Source organism: Aquimarina mycalae (genome assembly GCF_029906345.1).
Lineage (GTDB): Bacteria > Bacteroidota > Bacteroidia > Flavobacteriales > Flavobacteriaceae > Aquimarina.
In genome coordinates this window covers 288,027-309,884 of record NZ_JARYGY010000005.1, presented here as the reverse complement: position 1 = coordinate 309,884, position 21,858 = coordinate 288,027, and the positions used below count along the sequence as shown (strand labels likewise).

The 21,858-nt window shown below is 31.9% G+C and carries 15 protein-coding genes; 11 read left to right on the top strand and 4 right to left on the bottom strand.

All coding sequences use genetic code 11. From position 1 onward, the window contains the following. Nucleotides 1-1,023, bottom strand: coding sequence for a tRNA (adenosine(37)-N6)-threonylcarbamoyltransferase complex transferase subunit TsaD (gene tsaD / locus QBK95_RS13800; protein ID WP_280934736.1), 1,023 nt, complete (start codon nt 1,021-1,023; stop codon nt 1-3). An 81-nt stretch (nt 1,024-1,104) separates the two neighbouring features. Here tsaD and QBK95_RS13795 point away from each other — a divergent pair, with 81 nt between their 5' ends. Next, nucleotides 1,105-5,532 (top strand): translocation/assembly module TamB domain-containing protein, encoded by a 4,428-nt coding sequence (locus QBK95_RS13795; protein WP_280934734.1) that lies wholly within the window; start codon nt 1,105-1,107, stop codon nt 5,530-5,532. 26 nt (nt 5,533-5,558) lie between these two features. Next, nucleotides 5,559-6,545 (top strand): 6-phosphofructokinase, encoded by a 987-nt coding sequence (pfkA, locus tag QBK95_RS13790; protein WP_280934733.1) that lies wholly within the window; start codon nt 5,559-5,561, stop codon nt 6,543-6,545. 63 nt (nt 6,546-6,608) lie between these two features. On the opposite strand, the gene QBK95_RS13785 is transcribed toward pfkA, so the two are convergent. Beyond that, nucleotides 6,609-6,947, bottom strand: coding sequence for a cupin domain-containing protein (locus QBK95_RS13785; protein WP_280934731.1), 339 nt, complete (start codon nt 6,945-6,947; stop codon nt 6,609-6,611). Between the two features lie 207 nt (nt 6,948-7,154). Here QBK95_RS13785 and QBK95_RS13780 point away from each other — a divergent pair, with 207 nt between their 5' ends. The 3 genes from QBK95_RS13780 to QBK95_RS13770 all read left to right on the top strand — a co-directional run bounded on the left by QBK95_RS13780 (nt 7,155) and on the right by QBK95_RS13770 (nt 12,857). Next, complete coding sequence (locus QBK95_RS13780; protein ID WP_280934729.1) at nt 7,155-9,404, top strand: nitric-oxide reductase large subunit; 2,250 nt, start codon at nt 7,155-7,157, stop codon at nt 9,402-9,404. Next, nucleotides 9,401-9,871, top strand: coding sequence for a hypothetical protein (locus QBK95_RS13775; RefSeq protein ID WP_280934728.1), 471 nt, complete (start codon nt 9,401-9,403; stop codon nt 9,869-9,871). The genes QBK95_RS13780 and QBK95_RS13775 overlap by 4 nt, the downstream gene beginning before the upstream one ends. A gap of 796 nt (nt 9,872-10,667) precedes the next feature. Further along, nucleotides 10,668-12,857, top strand: a complete 2,190-nt coding sequence (locus QBK95_RS13770; RefSeq protein ID WP_280934727.1) for a T9SS type A sorting domain-containing protein — start codon at nt 10,668-10,670, stop codon at nt 12,855-12,857. Nucleotides 12,858-12,935: 78 nt separating this feature from the next. Here QBK95_RS13770 and QBK95_RS13765 read toward each other — a convergent pair whose 3' ends face one another. Next, nucleotides 12,936-13,316: a Rid family detoxifying hydrolase gene (locus QBK95_RS13765; RefSeq protein ID WP_280934725.1), complete on the bottom strand. Its 381-nt coding sequence runs from the start codon at nt 13,314-13,316 to the stop codon at nt 12,936-12,938. Nucleotides 13,317-13,389: 73 nt separating this feature from the next. Continuing rightward, nucleotides 13,390-16,173, bottom strand: coding sequence for a putative LPS assembly protein LptD (locus QBK95_RS13760; protein WP_280934723.1), 2,784 nt, complete (start codon nt 16,171-16,173; stop codon nt 13,390-13,392). 199 nt (nt 16,174-16,372) lie between these two features. Here QBK95_RS13760 and QBK95_RS13755 point away from each other — a divergent pair, with 199 nt between their 5' ends. The 6 genes from QBK95_RS13755 to QBK95_RS13730 all read left to right on the top strand — a co-directional run bounded on the left by QBK95_RS13755 (nt 16,373) and on the right by QBK95_RS13730 (nt 21,854). Then, on the top strand, nt 16,373-17,506 hold the full coding sequence (locus QBK95_RS13755) for an N-acetylmuramoyl-L-alanine amidase family protein (RefSeq protein WP_280934720.1): 1,134 nt from the start codon (nt 16,373-16,375) through the stop codon (nt 17,504-17,506). 86 nt (nt 17,507-17,592) lie between these two features. Next, a complete protein-coding gene (locus QBK95_RS13750; RefSeq protein WP_280934718.1) occupies nt 17,593-18,543 on the top strand; it encodes an MlaD family protein in 951 nt (316 codons plus the stop codon). A 13-nt stretch (nt 18,544-18,556) separates the two neighbouring features. Then, entirely contained in the window at nt 18,557-19,882 is a 1,326-nt protein-coding gene (locus tag QBK95_RS13745; protein ID WP_280934716.1) for a 4Fe-4S dicluster domain-containing protein, read from the top strand. A gap of 62 nt (nt 19,883-19,944) precedes the next feature. Next, nucleotides 19,945-20,391, top strand: coding sequence for an LNS2 domain-containing protein (locus QBK95_RS13740; protein ID WP_280934714.1), 447 nt, complete (start codon nt 19,945-19,947; stop codon nt 20,389-20,391). Between the two features lie 63 nt (nt 20,392-20,454). Then, a complete protein-coding gene (locus QBK95_RS13735; protein ID WP_280934712.1) occupies nt 20,455-21,246 on the top strand; it encodes a (Fe-S)-binding protein in 792 nt (263 codons plus the stop codon). Between the two features lie 122 nt (nt 21,247-21,368). Beyond that, nucleotides 21,369-21,854, top strand: coding sequence for an ABC transporter ATPase (locus tag QBK95_RS13730; RefSeq protein ID WP_280934710.1), 486 nt, complete (start codon nt 21,369-21,371; stop codon nt 21,852-21,854). The last annotated feature ends 4 nt before the right edge of the window (nt 21,855-21,858 follow it).

Here is a 21,858-nt window from a genome sequence, read left to right as displayed (position 1 = left end):
TTAAAACTTAATTCTGGCTTTTGCAACAACGCTCATATCTGTAAAATCTTTTTTAAGATATTTAAGATGCCCAACAATTCCTATCATTGCCGCATTATCGGTTGTATATTCGAATTTAGGGATAAATGTTTTCCATCCATATTTTTGCTCCCCTTCTTTAAGAGCTTTTCGTATTCCAGAGTTTGCAGAAACTCCGCCACCTATAGCAATAGTTTTTATTCCAGTTTCTTTAGAAGCTTTTTTTAATTTATCTATCAAAATATTAATAATAGTGTATTGAATAGAAGCGCATACATCTTCAAGGTTTTCTTTTATAAAATTTGGGTTTTCTTTTACCTTTTTTTGCACAAAATATAATACAGCTGTTTTAAGTCCACTAAAACTAAAATTTAATCCATCTACACGTGGTTTGGTAAACGGAAATGCCTTAGGGTTTCCTGATTGTGCATGTTTATCAATCAATGGTCCTCCAGGATATGGCAATCCTAATATTTTAGCACTTTTATCAAAAGCTTCTCCTACGGCATCATCTATAGTTTCTCCAATAACTTCCATATCAAAGTGATTCTTAACTTTTACAATTTGTGTATGTCCTCCACTAATTGTCATTGCTAAAAATGGAAACTCTGGTTTGTCAGTTTCCTCTTCTTCTATAAAATGTGCTAAAATATGTGCTTGCATATGATTCACATCGATAAGAGGGATATCTAGAGATAATGCTAAAGACTTGGCAAAAGATGTTCCTACCAGTAATGATCCCATTAAACCAGGACCTCTCGTAAAAGCAATTGCACTTAGATCAGCTTTGCTAATATTAGCTTGTTTTATAGCTTGATCTATTACAGGAACAATATTCTGTTGATGTGCTCTAGAAGCTAATTCTGGTACAACTCCGCCATATTGTTCGTGAATTTTTTGAGTAGCTACAACATTTGATAATACTTTACCGTTGCATAATACAGAAGCAGACGTGTCATCGCACGAAGACTCAATACCTAGGACATATACATTTTGTGAACTCATTATGAGGAAAAGGGCATAGAAATTGTTAATATTGTCAGCAAAGTTAAAACAATAAAACGTATCAAAAAATTTGGGAAAATATTGAAAAGGGTATTACTTACCCTAATCACCCTATTTATACTATTGGTGATCCTATTTTCTATTCCTGGAGTTCAAACTTTTTTCGGTAAAAAAATCACCAATTATCTTAATGATGAGTATGGTGTAGATATTAATATTGGTAGAGTAGGACTTACATACTCTGGTGATATTGATTTAAAAGAAGTTTTTGTAAAAGATCATCATCAAGATACTTTGTTATATGCGAAAAGCATTGCTACGTCAATTTTAAATTTAAAAGAAATCACGAAAGGACAACCTGAATTGGGAGATGTTACTATTAATGATCTAACTTTTCGAATGAAAATGTACAAAGATGAGCGTAGCGACAATCTCATGACTTTTATTCGAAAATTTAATACTGGAAAACAATCAACATCCAATACTAAATTTGTACTTACTACAGGTAATGTAACGATGAATAATAGTAAGTATAGCTATATAGATGAAAATTTAAATACTACAAATATTGTTGTACTTAGAGATATTATGCTAGACGCAAAAAGCCTAAAAGTAGATGGCGAAGATTTCTATATTAATACAAATGTATTATCATTTAAGGATCATAGAGGGTTGAATGTTTCTAATTTGAAAACAGGATTTTCAATTACGCCCACAGAAATGCGTTTTCGCGAATTATTGATTCAAACTCCAGATTCTAAGGTGCAAGGAGAGGTTGTGTTTTCTTATAAACGAGGAGGACTTGTAGATTTTGAAAACAGTGTGAATATTGTAGCTGATTTTAGTGATGCAACAATCTCGACCAATGATTTGATTCCGTTTTACAAAGAGTTTGGCCGAAACGAAGATCTAATACTTAAAAATACGTCAGTAAAAGGAACACTGAATGATTTCGAAATATTAAACTCTGATATTACAGGATTGGATAGATCTATTATTCAGGGTGATATTAGAATACGTAATGCGGTGACTAATGTTTCTAAATTTAGACTAGATGGTGATTTAACCAACTTAACAACGAATTATTATGATCTCGTTAATTTGTTGCCTGGTATATTAGGAGAGTCTTTGCCTAAACAATTATATCAATTAGGTAGTGTTAAAGCTATAGGAAGCACCATTGTTACTATTAAGGATGTAGATGTGGATATGGACTTCTTTTCTCAATTAGGAAAGATCAGTGCATTCGTTTTATTAGGCGATTTAGATAATGTAAAGAAAGCTACTTATAATGGTAATGTGATTTCTAATAATTTTAATGTAGGACAATTATTAGGTAAACCAAGATTGGGTAATGCTGTTTTTGATATCCATGTTGATGGAAGCGGTTTTACGTTAGATAATCTTGATACCAAATTAGAAGGAGATATAAGAAAATTAGAATTTAATGGATATTCTTATACAAACCTTAAAGTGATCGGAGATTTAAAAGATCCAGTTTTTGATGGTAAGTTAGTCTCGGACGATCCTAATGTTAAATTTAGTTTTAACGGAGTAGCGGATTTATCCGAAGAAATCAATAACTATGATTTCGTGGCAAATGTGGATCATATAGATTTAAAAAAATTAAACATTTTTACCAGAGATAGTACATCTGTTTTTAACGGGGATGTGATTATGAAAATGAAAGGAACTGGTATTAATGATGCTTTTGGAACTATTTCTTTCGAAAAAACATTGTATAAAAATCAAAACGCTAGTTACTATTTTGATGACTTTGAAATCAAATCTAGTTTTGATGATGATAATATCAGAACCATAACTATGAATAGTCCTGATATAATTGAAGGTAGTGTAAAAGGGATTTTTAGATTTGAAAACGTGTATGATTTGTTCCGAAATTCTATAGGTAGTTTATACACCAATTTTGAAGCTACAGAGATTACGGATAATGAATTTATGGAATTTAACTTCAAGATCTATAATAAAATTGTAGATGTGTTTTTTCCAGAAATTCAGTTTGCACCAAATACGTTTATAAAAGGAAAAGTAGAAAGTAACGATTCTGAATTTAAGCTTACATTTAAATCCCCTTCTATCAGGGCATTTGATAATTTAATGAAACGAGTAGATATACAAGTGGACAATAAAAATCCTCTATTTAATACCTATGTTGCTATTGATAGTATAGATTCTAAGTATTATGATGTGTCTAAATTTAGTCTTATTAATGTGACATTAAATGATACCTTATTTATGCGATCAGAGTTTAAAGGAGGTAAAAATAATGTGGATAATTATAATTTAGAATTTTACCATACCATCAATGAAGATAATAATTCTGTGTTAGGATTTAAAAAGTCAGATTTTACTTTTAAAGGATATACGTGGTATGCAAACCCTAATAAAAGTAAAAGTAATAATAAGATAATATTCGACAATAATTTTCAGAATATAGATATTCGATCCATAATTCTAAGTCACGAAGAAGAACTAATTAGTGTTTCAGGTATTATGGAAGGTATAGGTAATAAAGATGTTAAAGCAACCTTCAGAGATGTAGATTTAAATAAAATTACTCCAGATATTGAAAACTTAAAGTTAACAGGTATTGTGGATGGAGATCTCACAGTGTTGCAAGATAAAGGTACTTATTTTCCTAGCTCTACGGTTGTAATCAATGATTTGGCCGTAAATGATTCGAATTTGGGAGAACTAAGAGTTAATGTTTCTGGTAATGAAACGTTAACACAGTATAAGGTAAATACAAGATTGGTAAACAATGATCGTGTAAAAACTCTTTCTGCAATTGGATCTATTGATGTTTCGGATAATAATCCTGATATGAATATAGATGTAAACTTAGACCAGTTTAATATGTCTGGGTTTAGTGAGTTAGGAGGAATAGTGATATCAGACCTTAGAGGTTTTGTGAGCGGAAGTGCTAAAGTGTCTGGGAATTATAATAACCCTTCTATTGATGGTGTTTTGACATTAAATAAAGCTGGATTAAAAATTCCTTATTTAAATGTAGATCTTGATCTTGAAAAAGATTCTAGGGTTATTTTAAATGAACAACGTTTTAATTTTGATAGCGTTGATATTACCGATACAAAATATAATACAAAAGGAATTTTAGAAGGATATATTGGTCATCAACGATTTTCTAAATGGGAACTTGGATTAAAACTAATTGCCAATGAAAGACTTCTAGTGCTGGATACCGAAGAAGATGAAGAATCACTGTATTATGGAACAGGGTTTATTAGTGGAGATGCTACGATTGAAGGACCAACCGATGGTTTGGTTATAGAAGTAAACGCTACTACCGAAAAAGGAACTGTTTTTAAAATACCTTTAAACGAATCTGAGTCTATTGGTGATAATTCATATATTCATTTTTTAAGTCCAGAGGAAAAACAAGCCCGACTGGATGGTAAAGAAATTATTTTAGAGGAAATAAAAGGACTTGAACTTAACTTTGATCTGGATGTTAATGATAATGCATTGGTAGAGGTTGTAGTGGATAAGAAAACAGGTAGTTCATTAAAAGGTCGTGGAGCAGGAACACTGCTTATCGAAATCAACACCAACGGAAAATTTAATATGTGGGGTGATTTTGTAGCATATGAAGGAAGTTATAATTTTAGATATGGTGCTTTAGTTGGAAAAGATTTTACAGTACGATCAGGAGGAAGTATTAATTGGGATGGCAGCCCAACCAGAGCTAAACTTAACCTAAGCGCCGTGTATAAAACGGAGGCAAACCCAGCGGTACTTCTAGAAAATGCTACAATCAACCGTAAAATCCCCGTAGAAGTAGTGGTTGATTTAAATGGAGAATTGATTCAACCAGACCTTAATTTTAATATAGAACTACCTAATTTAAGCTCTGTTGCTAAAAGTGAGTTAGAATATCAATTAGAAGATCAAGCAACAAAAGAGTTACAAGCATTATCCTTAGTTACTCAAGGACAATTCTATAGTGGTAATTTAGATCCTACATTTATAACAGGAAACTTAGTAGAGCGCGCAGCAGGATTGGTGAATGGTATATTTTCTGGTGATGATGATAAGTTTAGAGTTGGAGTTAATTATGTTCAAGGAAACCGTAATGTGGATCAAGAGGCAGCTGATCAATTTGGAGTTACCGTTTCTACACAAATAAATAACAGAATTCTTATTAATGGTAGAGTAGGAGTGCCTATTGGAGGCGTAAGTGAATCTGTAGTAACAGGAGATGTTGAGGTAGAATACCTTTTTAATGAAGACGGTACCCTAAAAGGAAAGATTTTTAATCGTCAAAATGAAATTCAATACATCGGTGAATCTCAAGGATACAAACAAGGTGTTGGGCTTTCTTATTCTGTAGATTTTGATAACTTTAATGAACTTTGGAAAAAAGTATTTACCTCCAAAAAAGTTAAGGATTCTATTCCCGAAAAAACTAAAGATACTTCTAAAATAGAAACACCAGAATTTATTAATTTTACAGATAAGAATAAATAATTTGGTTAAACTTTACACAAAATTAAATGGCTAAACAGATTAGAACAATCGGTGTAATGACATCGGGTGGTGATTCTCCTGGAATGAATGCAGCAATAAGAGCTGTCGCACGTGCGTGCTCTTATTATAAGGTAAAATGCATTGGTTTTTATAGAGGGTATCAAGGAATGATTGAAAATGATTATTGCGAAATGACAGCAAGGAGTGTTCGTAATATCATTAGTGCTGGAGGTACCATTCTAAAATCTGCACGATCAGATGAATTTAGAACATCCGAAGGAAGAAAGAAAGCCGCTGATAATCTAAAAAATATAGGCGTTGATGCTATGATTTTAATTGGCGGAGATGGTACTTTTAAAGGAGGTAAAATTTTTAGCGAAGAATATGATATTCCTGTAATTGGTGTTCCTGGAACCATAGATAATGATATTGCAGGTACTAATTTTACAATAGGTTATGATACTGCACTAAATACTGTAGTAGAAGCTATAGATAAGATTAGAGATACAGCTAGCTCACACGATCGATTATTTTTTATTGAAGTAATGGGACGTGATGCAGGGTTTATTGCACTAAATAGTGGAGTAGGTGCAGGTGCAGAAGAGATTTTAATCCCTGAAGAAGATTTAGGTTTAGATAGGTTATTAGAATCCTTAAAAAGAAGTAAACGCTCAGGAAAATCTTCCAGTATCGTTGTGGTGTGTGAAGGTGATAAAATAGGAAAGAATGTGTATGAACTGGCGGATTATGTAACCGAAAATTTACCAGATTATGATGTAAGAGTGACAGTTTTAGGGCATATGCAACGAGGAGGTTCTCCTTCTTGTTTTGATAGAACTTTGGCCAGTAGATTATGTGTTAAAGCAGTAGAGTTATTGCTGGATGGAGAAGAAAACGTAATGGTTGGGTTGCTTAATAATAAAATAGTAGCTACTAATTTTGATGAAGGTCTAAAAGAAGATCATAGCATTAATAAAGAATTACTACGAATTTCTGATATACTCTCTGTATAGTTTAAATCCTCTTACATATATAATCGTTTTAAATATAAAGTAACTCATAGGCTGTAATCTAAGTTACTGATTTATTTTTTGTACTCTTTGCACAGAATCTTTTTTAGATAATGAAAGACGAACAATACTGTTTTCTGATGCAATTAGATTATGACTGATATTAGGTTCTAATGAAATTATATCTCCTCTTTTTAGAACGTACATCATACCATTAACACCAAAACCAATTTCCCCTTCAAAAATCTCTACCGTTATAGGATACAGCGTTTTGTGTTTTTTCATTTCCTGCCCTTTTCTAAATACAATTCTTATCTCTTTGGTGGCCTCGTTTTCTATTAATTTGGTAATTACAGGTTTTTTATCTCCATAAGAAAGATCCTTTAGTAATGACGTTATCTGCATATCAATTGTATTTTTAGTTCTTTCAAAATTAGAAGCTTTTTTTCTCCTATTTTATGAGTTAGATCATAAAGCATAATGTTGTATGTTTTGATTTGACAGACGATTATTTTTTTAAAATATATTTTCTAACATGATCTCAATCATAAAAGATGGATAATTCTGATGGTAGTTTTGTATCTAAAATTATTAGAAACCAAAACGAGAACCATGAAAAAAATATGGATAGCATTTACCACTATTGTAGTACTGTCTTTTACTGCGTTAATTTGGGTAGGAATAAAAATATATCAGGAAAAACCTCCGATACCTGAGAAAGTATTGATTAATAATACAAATGAGGTTTTATTTACAAAGGAAAACATACAAAGAGGACAGAATGTGTGGGAGTCTATCGGAGGTATGGAAGTTGGGTCGATATGGGGACATGGAAGCTATGTTGCTCCAGATTGGTCTGCAGACTGGATCCATAGAGAAGCGGTGTTCTTATTAAACAAATGGTCCGTTACTTACGGAAAAGATTATGAAAACCTATCTTTTGAAAATCAGGCCTTATTAAAAGGAAGATTAATACATCAGGTAAAGACAAATACCTATGATACACTTACTGGAAATATCGTGATAACCAAGGATCGAAAAGAAGCAATTCTTTCAAACTCCAGACATTATAAAGATATTTTTTCTAAAGGTCATGAAAAGTATGCAATACCAAAAAACATGCTTACCGATGAGTCTAAATTGAATGACTTGAATGCATTTCTTTTTTGGACTTCTTGGGCAGCTTCAACAAATAGGATAGACGATACTATTACCTATACATCTAATTGGCCACATGAACCTCTGATAGATAATACAATAACTGTAGATGCCCAAATATGGTCAGGATTTTCAATTGTTCTATTGTTATTGTTTATATCGATTATGGTATGGTATCATATTAGAAGTAATCATAATGAAGAACAAAATGATGAAATTCCAGAGAAAAATCCTTTGCACGGAATTATGTTGTTCCCATCACAAACAGCAACATTGAAGTATTTTTTAGTGATTAGTTTTTTAATTGCCTTGCAAGTTATTCTAGGAATTATAACCGTGCATTATAGTGTAGAAGGACAAGCTTTCTTTGGATTTGAGTTATCTAAGTACCTTCCATATAGTATTAGTAGAACATGGCATACGCAACTGGCAATATTTTGGATTGCAGCGGCTTGGTTATCTACAGGGTTATTTATAGCTCCATTAGTTAGTAACAAAGAATTAAAATTTCAAAAGTTTGGAATTAATTTTCTTTTCATAGCCATATTGATTGTTGTACTTGGATCTATGATTGGAGAGTGGTTAGGAGTAAAACAGTATTTAAGTTTGACCATGAATTTTTTCTTTGGACATCAAGGATACGAGTATATGGATTTAGGAAGATTCTGGCAAATACTACTTGCAGTTGGTTTAGTGTTATGGGTGTTTTTAGTAGGTAGGCATATTATTATTGGTATTAAACGAAGAGATAATACAAGAAACTTGTTGATTTTGTTCTTAATATCTGTTATTGCCATTGGTGCATTTTTCTTTTCGGGATTAATGTATGGAGAAAACACTTCCTTATCTGTAATAAATTATTGGAGATGGTGGTTGGTTCATCTATGGGTAGAAGGATTTTTTGAGGTATTTGCAACTGTAGTTATCGCATTTCTATTTGTAAAAATGAAATTAATAAAAGAGAAATCTGCTGGCAGAGTTACTGTATTATCAGCAATCATATTTCTTTCTGGAGGAATCATAGGGACATTGCACCATTTATATTTTTCGGGAACACCAGTTCATGCAATTGCTTTTGGTGCAACATTTAGTGCATTAGAAGTAGTTCCATTGACTTTGATTGGTTACGAAATATGGGAAAATTGGAATTTATTGAAAGTAAAAAAATGGGTGCAGGAGTTTAAATGGCCAATCTATTTCTTTCTTGCCGTTTCGTTTTGGAATATGTTAGGAGCAGGTGTGTTTGGATTCTTAATAAATCCTCCAATAGCATTATATTATATTCAAGGTTTGAATACCACTGCAGTACATGCACATACAGCTTTATTTGGTGTATATGGGATGTTGGGAATGGGATTGATATTATTTTCATTACGAATGATATCTAATACAATCTGGAATGATAAGATATTAAAAATTGCATTTTGGTCACTAAATATAGGGCTATTGGCAATGGTAGTATTTAGTTTGTTACCTCAAGGAATTATTCAAACATTAGCATCTATAAAACATGGATATTGGTATGCTCGTAGCGAAGAATTGTTGTATTCTCCAACCTTTCAGGTGATCAAATGGTTACGAATAATAGGTGATGTGATTTTCTCTGTGGGTATTGGATATTTTTGCTGGTTTACAATTAAAGAAACTTTAGGTTGTATGCGTAAAAAGAAACCAAAAGAGAATCTAAAACCTATAAAAGCATGAAAAGAATATATAGCTATGGTTTTGTGCTAACATTTATTTGGATAGGCTTTTTACTAGCTATTAGTTTTATGGAAGCTCCCTTAAAATTTCAAGCACCATCTGTGACTACTGCGATTGGAGTGGAAATAGGAAAGATAGTTTTTAAGGCATTGAATGCACTGGAAATTATTTTTAGTATGTATTTTGTATTACAAATTGGATATGTCTATAAATTAGACAAGAAATTATTCGTTCTAATATTTTTCCTTTTCATAATTGTAATGATACAGTCTATTTATTTATTACCGACTCTAGATCGTTATGCGGATATAGTTATTAATGGCGGTTCATCTCCATCTAAAATAGCGCATATTGTATATGTAATTTTTGAAGTAGTTAAATTGTTTCTTCTCTTTTTTGTTGGATTCAGACAGTTATCCTGGTTTAAGAAAGAAATAATAGCAGTATATGAGAAGGTTGTGAAGTAGTGCAATAAGAAGGTAAATATTTAAAATAGAAAAGCGAGATTATTGTTACAATATCTCGCTTTTTACGGTTTCCAAAATTTTCGTACTCGATGCTTTTCGGGTGAACCAGATTTCTTTCTGGTTATAGTTTCCTTACATATCATCTTCGAATTACCTATGGATTGCATAAGCTGAAGATGCAGGAAGTTCTTTTAAAAAGTTAATAAATGATGTAAAATCAAATCTGAATTTAAAATGTAAATTTTTCATAATATATAATTTTAATTGTTATTTATTATATAGTAATCAATTGGCGTGCCAAAATTAATAAAACGTTGTGAAGTGTTTATTTTACTGACACTTCAAAAGTATGTGTTTTTGAGTTATAGAAATTATGAGACAATGAATTAGTGAAAAATAGTTGTGTATAAACAAAAAAACTCAAGCAAATTTTGCTTGAGTTTTTAAGATATTTTTTGAAATGGATGTCATTTCACTACAATAACTTAGATTTCTATATTTACGAATTTAGGGAATGAAGTAACCGCTGCAGTTTCTCTGTTATGAACCAGAATAAACTTATTAGTACTGTTGTAATTGTAAACTATGGGCTTTATATCTTAATAAGAGTAGAATTTTCCCTATATAAAATAGTATTTTAATCGAAGATTAATTTAAAAATACAGTTAATTTATTAGAGTAGAAATAAAATGTTTATTACCTAATTTAAGGTTTGATTAAAAAAGAAGATCATTAATTTTTTTGTTACCTCATTCGCATATTTTCGCGAAAAACTAACAACTAAATATAACTTCACATGAAATCAAACCTAAAAAAAATAGTCTTCTTATTTTTATTCACACATTATTTTTATGGACAACAAGTAAATACGGTTCTTACTAAAATAGAGCGAACTGTTGATGTTGGAAACGTATCCGATTATTTTGATCCTTCTCTAGCACCATTTTATCATGGAGTTGCGTCTGGAGACCCTTTAGAAAATGGAGTAATTATATGGACCAGAGTTACAACCAATATAAATAGTGTAGAAGTAGATTGGAAAGTAGCCAAAGACCCACAGATGAATCAAATAGTAGATCAAGGTTCTATTCATACAACTCAAACAAAGGATTATACGGTAAAAATAGATGTAACTGATTTAGAACCTTACACTACATATTATTATCAATTTGAATCTTTAGGTGTAAAATCTATCGTTGGAAAGACAAGAACAGCTCCTGCACAGGAAGATTTGGTTGATAACCTAAGATTCGCAGTTGTATCCTGTTCTAATTACCAAAACGGATATTTTAATGCATATAATCAAATTGCAAGTCGCTCGGATTTAGATGCAGTAATACATTTAGGTGATTATATCTATGAATACGAATCAGGAGGATACGGCTATAGTGACGAAGTTGAGCGAGGTCATGTTCCCGAAAACGAAATTATTACTTTGGATGACTACAGAGTGCGTCATTCTTATTATAAATTAGATCCAATGCTGCGTAATGTTCATCAACAACACGCATTTATTAATATCTGGGACGATCATGAATTTGCAAATGATGCTAATAAATTTGGAGCAGAAAATCATACGCCATCTTCAGAAGGTGATTGGGAAACGAGAAAAAACAATGCTTTTAAGGCATATTTTGAATGGATGCCAGTAAGAGCTAATTCTATTGAACAATATAGACTGTATCGTAAGATCTCTTATGGAAAGTTGATGGATTTAATCATGTTGGATACTAGAATAGAGGGAAGAGATACACAGGTGAATTCCTCTAAAAACTTAATTAGCGCAGCCGCTTCTAATGATACATTTAAGGCATTTGCTCAAAATGTAATTGCAAAAAAAGATCTTTCTAATGAAAAAGAATTGAAAGAAGTTCTAAGAGAGGTACTGCCGATGATCTTATTTGTTGCTGATGGTACTGAGAAATCAGACAATGAAAAGGTATTGACTTCAGAAGAATTTAATAAAGTTATTGATGGTTTTGTTAAACAAGTTTTAGATAAAGGTGCTACAGATAATAAATCAACTGATGCTCTAGAAAAATTACTACAGAAAGGAACAAAGTATAAAGAAATAGATCTTACAAAGTCTAATAAAGAAGTTTATAAATCTATATTAGGATCTGAGCAATTTACTTGGTTAAAAAGCCAGTTACAAAACTCTTCTGCTAAATGGAAAATTATAGGAAATCAGGTAATGGTAATGCCTTGGAATGGAGTTCCATCTAATGATGCTTGGGATGGATATCAAGAAGAAAGAGAACAGCTTTTAAAATTTATTAATTCTAATGATATTAATAATGTAATTGTTCTTACAGGAGATATACACAGTACTTTTGTTGGAGAGGTGCGATATGGAGGAGATTGTAAAATGTGTGAGTTTGTTGTTCCTAGTGTCACTTCTACAAATTTGGATTTTTTAGGAGGAGTTGCTTCAGGATTATCAGAATTCTATATTAGGTTGCTAAATAGACATATAAAAGATGTTGATTTAGATAATCATGGATATTATGTACTTGATGTAAAAGAAAATAGGGTACAGGCAGATTGGTTTGATACAAATGATGTTTCAAAACCAATAGCACAAGAAAATAGATCAAGAGGTTGGTATGTGAATTCGAATAATTGTAAAGTGATAAGAGCTTCTCAATCTGCAATAGCATTAAATACGAGAGACGTATATCAGGAAACTGTAGCGATGCAAAAATTATCTTCAGAAAAGATAGAGAAAAAAATTGTGGTCATAGGAGTATATCCAAACCCTGTTTTGGACAAAGGAAATATTCATTATGTTATGAATTCAGAAGGTAAAGTGACTATAAATTTATTTGACATACAAGGTAGATTGATTCAGCAATTACAGGAACAAGAACTGCAAAAAGGAATATATAACTTATCATTTGATGTAAATGGATTGAAAGCAGGTAATTACATAATTTCTATAGAAAGTAAAACTACAAAAGCGACAAGAAATATAATTATAAGATAAGTTCTATAGTTTTTTACAAACACAAAAGGCCTAAGTCATTTAACTTAGGCCTTTTGTATTATTATTTTAATTAAGTTCTTATTTAACTGCGATTACAGAAATTTCAACATTTACAAACTTAGGTAAAGCAGCTACAGCTACTGTTTCTCTTGCAGGAGCAGTATCTTCATTAAAGTAGTTTCCATATATTTCGTTAACCTGTGAAAAGTTATTCATATCACTAAGAAAAATAGTGGTTTTAATTACATTTTCGAAAGTCATATCTACTTTGTCGAGTATTGCTTTAAGATTTTGCATTACTAGTTCTGTTTCAGCTTTAATCTCATCGATTACTAGTTCTCCAGTTGCTGGATTAATAGCGATCTGACCAGAGGTGTATAATGTGTTACCGCTCATAATTGCTTGGTTATATGGACCAATGGGCGCAGGAGCTTTAGTTGTAGTTATGATTTTTTTCATGATGTGTGAAGTATTATCGTTTATTTTGATTTTGTAAACTAACTATTAAATATCTAAAATTTCAAACCTAATATTATAGCTGTCGGTCTGGTTCACGCCTTTTATCATACTTAATATCGCTCAGTACAGATGATTTAATCCCAATAAAGAAGTTCCAAGAAGTTCTTTCGCTAAAAGGAATCCAATTAAAACTCATTCTCCAACTATCTAAGTCTCTTTGAAACCTAAGATTAGTGTATGTGAAACCTGGGTTTTTGAGGTCATATCCAGAAGATACACCAACAGACCATTTAGGAGCTAGTTCTACATCACCAGAAAACATGATAGAATGTGATGATATTTCGTTTTGACGTGCATTATTACTATAATTAACAGTATAAGACAATCGTAACGACCAAGGAATTTTATAGTTGTAGTTTTTAATATCTTTACTCTCTCTCTTATCGTCTTGAGTAAATTTTTGTTCTTCTCTAAAATCAGTTCCGCCACCAAATAAATTATCCTGCCTACCACCATTTCTCAATGTTTGATTATCTAGTGGATCATCATCTGATTTTCCTTTTTCAAAATCTTTACTAGAAAAAGAGTATCCAAAATTGGCACTAGCTCTGGTCAATCTAAATAAACTACCACCATTATTAATATTTAATTTATCAATTTTTCTATTGTTGTTATCTAATGCATAAGGATCTAATTCTGCATTAAAGTTAATATCTAGTTTGTTTTCTACAATAGGTATATTACCAGTTATGGATAGAGGACTAAATTGTAGAGAATCTCCTGCAATGTTATATGCCGTTCTAAAAGTTAAGTTATTTAACAACTTAACTTTTTTTGCTTCTGTAGCAGTTGTATCTCTACTTCTTACTTTGGCTTCAAGATTATTACTTAAAGAAAACCCTACATTACTAGAAAAATTATTACTAGGTGCACCAAAAAAACCACCTTCAAAACGAGAATATTCAACATCTTCAAATTCTTCTACTAGTGGAGTATTAGGATCATCTTCTACAGATCTTCTGTATGTTGTATAAAACCTATCAAAAGCAGGATTTATACTATAACTTATAGAAGGCCTCATTGTATGACGAATCGCCTGTATTTTTTTACCTTTTTTGAAGTTGAAAGTTCCATATACCGTAGTACCGATGCTCGCTGAGAAATTATAAGTTCTAAAGGCATCAAAACCAGAAATGGTATCTCGTACAACTTCTCCTGCACCATTATTGGCATCTTCATCAAACCTTTGATTAATTGTTTCGAATACCCAGTTTTCTTGGTAACTGGTTCCCATAGAGGCGCTCAAATATTTGAAAATCTTAAAATTTGTACTGATTGGGATAGAATGTTGTAATCCCATTCGAGCATTTTTAAACATATCAGAAGTAAATAGATCATCATCTGTCGTCTGAATTCTATTTTCTCCTCTAAAATTGTATTGTGTATTTATATTTTGAATAATACCTTTTTTAACTCCAACCTTTGGTGCAAATGGAAATACCCTTGATACACTAGCATTTACGTTAGGTAATGATAAATTTACAATACCTGTATTGGTGTTAGAGTTATGTGTAGCTGCAATATTAATATTAACCTGAGGATCTCCTTGAAATGTTTTAGCATAAGAAACAGAAGAACTAAGCTGATTATTTAAGAAATTTCCAGTATTTAGCTGATTAGTAGATTGTTGGAAAAAATCACTACTACCAAAATTTACAGAAGCAGAGAATCGGGAATTAGGACTGGCCTTCTGATCTTGAGAATGTGTCCACTGTATATTGTACGTAGTTCTTCTGGAGAAATCAGGGAAACCTCGTTCACTAGTCAAATTGTTTTCAAATCTAAATCGAAGGTTTCCTCTATATTTATAACGAACAGCATATGCTGATTCTGTTAGGAGCGTATAACTTCCATTGGTATAGTAATCACCAGTTACCGTTAGGTCTGCAAAATCACTTAATGCAAAGTAATATCCACCATTCTGTAGAAAATATCCTCTGTTATTCTCCTCTCCATAACTAGGAATAATAAAACCAGAAGTCCGATCTTCTTGTAATGGGAAATAACCAAAAGGTAATCCAAGAGGAGTAGGCACATCTGCAATAAACATATTTACTAAACCTGTAACAATCTTCTTCTTTGGTACAAGTTTAATTCGTCTCGCATAAAAGTAATAATCTGCATTATCCACATCTTCTGATGTGGTAAATTTTACATTACTCATATATATTACAGAATCATTTACTCTTTTTGAGACTTCACCCTTAACGTTCATTTCTCCTTGTTTGGTTCTGGAGTTATAGATAAGTGCTTTTTCGGTATCAAAATTAAATCGAATAGAATCTGGTTCTACCACATTTTGAGCTTGTTTAAAAACAGGTGTTTGTGTGTATTCTCCAACAGAATCTTTGATGCCATACGCATAAACTTCATTTTTAGCATTATCAACAATAATGAGTCCTGCATTAATTTGCATTTCTCCATAAATGATCTCAGCTTCATTATAGAGATACATTTTATTCTCTCGACGACTCAACCTCATATAATCCGTAGACTTATATTTAACCTTATCAGTCAAAAGCTGTGGAGGAGCAACAGCAGTATCTTTCTTAGTAGTATCCTGAATTTTTTCATTTAAGGGTACTTCTAGCTTTATAGTATCTTTATCTTTTGGTAAAGAGATAGAGTCTTTTTGTACCGGAACTGGTTTCTTAGTGGTTTTGTCAAACTCTTGTGCAGTTGTATAACAAATACAAAATAGTGAAAAACTTAGTGAATAAAGTATGTTACGTACCGTTGTTTGCAATGGTTTAAATCCTATTTTTGTAAAACTATGGCTTAGTTTTTGAAGTGCCAAAATTACATATATTTTTTATGTAGAGATTGTAAATGATAAAAAAATAAATATTTATATCAAATACAGTACTCTATCGTTATTTTAAATAAAAACTTGTATTGTAATTTCTAAGATCATAACCTTATGATTTTAGAATTATTATACTAAATACGTAAACAATTTGGTAATGTTTCAAGCTAAGTGATAATTTTGCATAATTATGAAGAAGAAAATAATATATAGCTCTTTAACGATTGTATTAGTTTTTATACTATCTGCATTTTCAACATCTATGCTAGAAAATGACAAGAAGAAGAAATTTGTAGTCGTATTGGATGCTGGACATGGAGGAAACGACCCTGGAAATCGTGGAAATGGATATAAAGAAAAAGATATTTCGTTAAAAGTAGTGCTAGCGATAGGAGCAGCTTTAGAAAAAGATGATCGATTTAAGGTTGTATATACAAGAAAAACCGATGAATTTATAGAATTACACGAACGAGGAAAAATAGCTAACAAAGCAAAAGCAGATCTGTTTGTATCTGTGCACTGTAATTCCCATCATTCTCAAGCATACGGTACAGAAACGTTCGTATTAGGTTTACATGCGAATGATGAAAACTTTAATGTCGCCAAAAATGAAAACTCTGTAATTCTATTAGAAGATAATTATGAAGCGAATTATGATGGTTTTGATCCTAATTCTCCAGAATCAATTATCGGACTCATTTTATCGCAAGAAGAATATCTTGATCAGAGTCTTACATTAGCAAGTTTTGTTCAAAACAGATTTAATAAAACATTAAAAAGAAAAAGCAGAGGTGTAAAACAAGCTGGTTTTGTAGTATTACACCAAACCTATATGCCCAGCGTACTTATAGAATTGGGTTTTTTGACGAATGATAAAGAAGGGAAATATTTAAATTCTAAAAAAGGTCAGGAAGAAATGGCAGCATCGATTATAACCTCTATTGTAGATTATAAAGAAAGCTTAGATGCCGTGTATTATGTTCCAGAACCAGAAGCCACTAAGGTTGTAAATAATGATTCTATCACTAAATTAGTAGGAGAAGAGTTATATGATGGAATAACTTTTAAAGTTCAAATTGCAGCTGGTTCGAATGATTTAGAGCTTGCCCCTAAGAACTTTAATGGGTTAGATCAATTATCTAAAGTTAAGTTCGGAGAATTGTATAAATATTATTTTGGAAACACGTCTAATTACAATTTAATCAAAGAATTAAGAGATGTAGCTAGTCAAAAAGGATATCCTTCATGTTTTGTTGTTGCTTTTCAGAATAATGAGTTAATTCCACTAACAGAAGCACTAAAAGTGAATACTTCATCGAATTAATCTAAATAAATACTGATAATTCGTTTGTAAATAATCTTTGGAAGTATATTTTTTATTCTAAATTTGTGTCCTAAACATATGCTATTTTGAAATTTACTCGCGAAGTTAAAACAGGAATTTTAGCACTGTCTGCTATAGCACTTTTGATTTTTGGATATAGTTTTTTGAAAGGCAAAAACCTATTAGAAAATGATAGAACGTTTTATGCGGTCTATGATAATGTAGAAGGTTTAATGCCATCTTCTCCAGTAACTATAAACGGATTGGTTGTTGGTAAGGTTGTGTCTATTAATTTTGCTGATACTAAAGGAAACCTGATTGTCGAATTTAGTGTTAGTAATGATTTTTCTTTTTCTAGAAATAGTGTGGCGATGGTCTATGGAGGAGATTTAATAGGAGGAAAATCATTAGCAATTAATCCATTATATGAGATTGGACTAGAGGCCCAAGATCGAGATACACTCCCAGGAAAAGTAAAAGCAGGATTACTAGAATTGGTAAATGAACAATTAACACCACTTCAGTTAAAGCTAGAAGCTGCAATTAAAGATGCAGATACATTACTGACTTCTGTAAATGGTATTTTATCTGTCGATAATAAGAACAATCTAAATTCAATATTTAAAGATTTAAGTGTAACAGTAAGAAACTTCAAAGGAGCTTCTGGGTCCCTCAATAATATCTTATCAGGAAATGAAACTAAACTAAATAGTACATTGTCTAACTTAGATGAGATGTCGACCAATTTGAATCAGTTTTCCGATTCTTTATCAAAAATTAATATTGGTAAACTCGTAAATGATCTAGATGGTGTATTAGCTAATTTTGATAAAATATCTAAAGATCTTGAGGTTGGAAATGGAACAGCTGGAAAATTGTTGAAGGATGATAAGTTATATACCAATCTAGAAAAAGCTAGCAAAGAATTAGAATTATTGCTACAAGATCTTCGATTACACCCAACGAGATATGTTAATATATCTGTTTTTGGGAAAAAGAACAAGCCTTACGAAAAACCAACAGACTCGATAAACTAACCATTACTAAACTATGCAATATATTCCTAACATCATTTTTGTAATCGCTTTAATAGCAGGGATTGGATATTTTACCAAAAACGTTCGCAAAATAATCCGAAACATTCGATTAGGTAAGGATGTGGACCGAACAGATAATAAAAAAGAGCGTTTTGCTAATATGGCTCGCATCGCTTTAGGGCAATCTAAAATGGTAAGAAGGCCAGTAGCTGGGATATTGCATATTGTAGTCTATTTGGGATTTATTATTATTAATTTAGAAGTATTAGAAATTATAATAGATGGTATTTTTGGAACACATAGAATATTTGCATTTCTAGGTGGTTTTTATGATTTCCTGATAGCTTCTTTCGAAATATTAGCGTTTTTAGTATTTATAGGAGTTGTTTTATTTTGGATACGTCGTAATGTAATTAGATTAAAGCGTTTCTGGAACCCAGAGATGAAAGGTTGGCCAAAAAATGATGGGAACCTGATTCTATATTTTGAAATGGTATTAATGACCCTGTTTTTAGTGATGAATGCAGCAGATTTACAACTTCAAAACTTAGGAGCTGAGCACTATATCAAAGCGGGATCATACCCTATTAGTCAGTATATCTCACCATTGTTTAATGGAATGACAGAAGGTTCTTTAATTTTGGTAGAAAGAGGTGCTTGGTGGTTACATATTCTTGGGATATTAGTGTTTTTGAATTACCTATACTTTTCTAAGCATTTACATATACTATTAGCTTTCCCTAATACATATTACGGAGATTTAAAGCCTAAAGGGCAAATGGATAACTTAGAAGCAGTTACCAAAGAAGTAATGCTAATGATGGATCCTAATGCAGATCCGTTTGCAGCTCCTGCAGAGGATGAATCAGAGGCAGAACCAGCTAAGTTTGGAGCATCGGATGTTATGGATTTAAACTGGGCTCAGTTGCTGAATGCATATACTTGTACAGAATGTGGACGTTGTACCAGTGAATGCCCAGCAAACCAGACTGGCAAGAAGTTGTCGCCTCGTAAAATTATGATGGACACCAGAGATCGACTTAAAGAAGTTGGAGATAATATTGATAAAAACGGTAGCTTCGTTGATGATGGTAAGCAATTGTTAAATGATTATATTTCTACAGAAGAATTATGGGCGTGTACCAGTTGTAATGCTTGTGTAGAAGCTTGTCCTGTTAGCATTAGCCCGTTGTCAATTATTCTGGATATGAGAAGATATTTGGTGATGGAGCAAAGTGCTGCGCCATCAGACCTTAATAATATGATGTCTAATATAGAAAATAATGGAGCTCCTTGGCCATTTAACCAAATGGATAGAGTAAACTGGAGTAAAGAATAATAATTGAATTAACCATAACTATTAACCCACAAACCTTTAAAAATTAAGAGAATTTAGAAATTATGAAGAAGGAAGAAGTAGAGAAATTATTGCATGACAAGGTAGAAGCAGGAGAACATATAAGTCCTGTGTTGCCAGAAGGGATTAAAAATTATTTAATTGATATTGATGGAACAATTACAGAAGATGTTCCTAATGAAGAACCAGAGAGAATGGTTACCTGCGAACCTTTTCCAGATGCCTTGATAACACTAAACAAGTGGTTTGATGAAGGACACATTATTTGTTTTTTTACTTCAAGAACAGAAGATCATAGAGAAGTAACAGAAACCTGGTTGAAGAAACACGGATTTAAGTATCATAGTCTGCTAATGGGTAAACCTAGAGGAGGAAACTATCATTGGATAGATAATCACTTGGTTAAAGCTACAAGGTATACAGGGAAATTTACAGAGCTAGTAGAAAGAGTAGTTACTATCGAAGTTTTTGACGACGGTAAACATGATTAAATATAGATTTTCGTTTTGAAAAATATTTTGAAATGAAACATTACATATAAATAGTATATACATATGAGTGAGACAGTAAAGGTGCCAACAATGGCAGAGTATATGGCTGAAGGAAAAAGGCCAGAAGTTTTATTTTGGGTAGGCTGTGCAGGTAGTTTTGATGATAGAGCTAAGAAAATTACAAAAGCTTTTGTGAAATTACTTCATAGTGCCAATGTAGACTTTGCTGTATTAGGTACTGAAGAAAGTTGTACTGGAGATCCTGCAAAAAGATCTGGTAATGAATTCTTGTTTCAAATGCAAGCAGTTACTAATATCGAAGTAATGAATGCATATGAAATTAAAAAAGTAGTAACTGCCTGTCCTCATTGTTTTAATACTTTAAAGAATGAATACCCTGCTTTAGGAGGTGATTATGAGGTAATGCATCATACGCAGTTTCTTAAATCACTTTTGGATGAAGGAAGACTAACTGTTGAAGGAGGAAAATTTAAAGGAAAAAGAATTACTTTTCATGACCCTTGTTACTTAGGAAGAGCAAATAATGTCTATGAGGCTCCTAGAGATCTTTTAAGAAAACTGGAAGTCGAACTAATAGAGATGAAACGCTGTAAGCGTAATGGTTTGTGTTGTGGAGCTGGTGGAGCACAAATGTTCAAAGAACCAGAACCAGGGAATAAAGATGTCAATGTAGAAAGAACAGAAGACGCTTTAGAGACCAAACCAGATATTATAGCTGCAGGTTGTCCATTTTGTAATACGATGATGACAGATGGTGTAAAGAGTAAAGAAAAAGAAGATAGTATTGATGTAATGGATGTAGCAGAATTGATCGCAAATGCTCAAGATTTATAGTAGTATTTTTTAGAATACTATATGCAATAAAAAAAGAGTTGATATGTTTATTCATATTAACTCTTTTTTGTTGCAACAATTAGAAATAGTTTTTGTTATTTTAGAGAATAAAAAGAAAGCGGATGTTAGTAGATTTTAATGAGCTCCCAGATACTTCTAGAATTTGGATATATCAAGCCAATAGATCCTTTACTGTAGAGGAGTTACAAGAGATTAAAGATAAGTTAGATGCATTTATAACACAGTGGACTGCTCATGGCGCAGATCTTAAGGCTGGTTATGAAATTAAATACAAAAGGTTTATTTCTATAGCGTTAGATCAAGGATTAAACCAGGCAACAGGTTGTTCTATAGATGCTTCAGTACATTTTATTCAGAAATTAGAAGCTGATTATAATGTAGATTTAATGGATAAGATGAATGTGTCTTATAAACAAGGAGAATTTATTGCCTACAAACCCCTTACCGATTTTAGAAAAATGGCTAAGAATCGGTCGGTATCTCCAAATACAATTGTGTTCAATAACTTAGTTACTAATATTGCAGAATATAAAACTGATTGGGAAGTTCCTGCTAAAGATAGTTGGCATAACCGTTTTTTAAATTAATTTT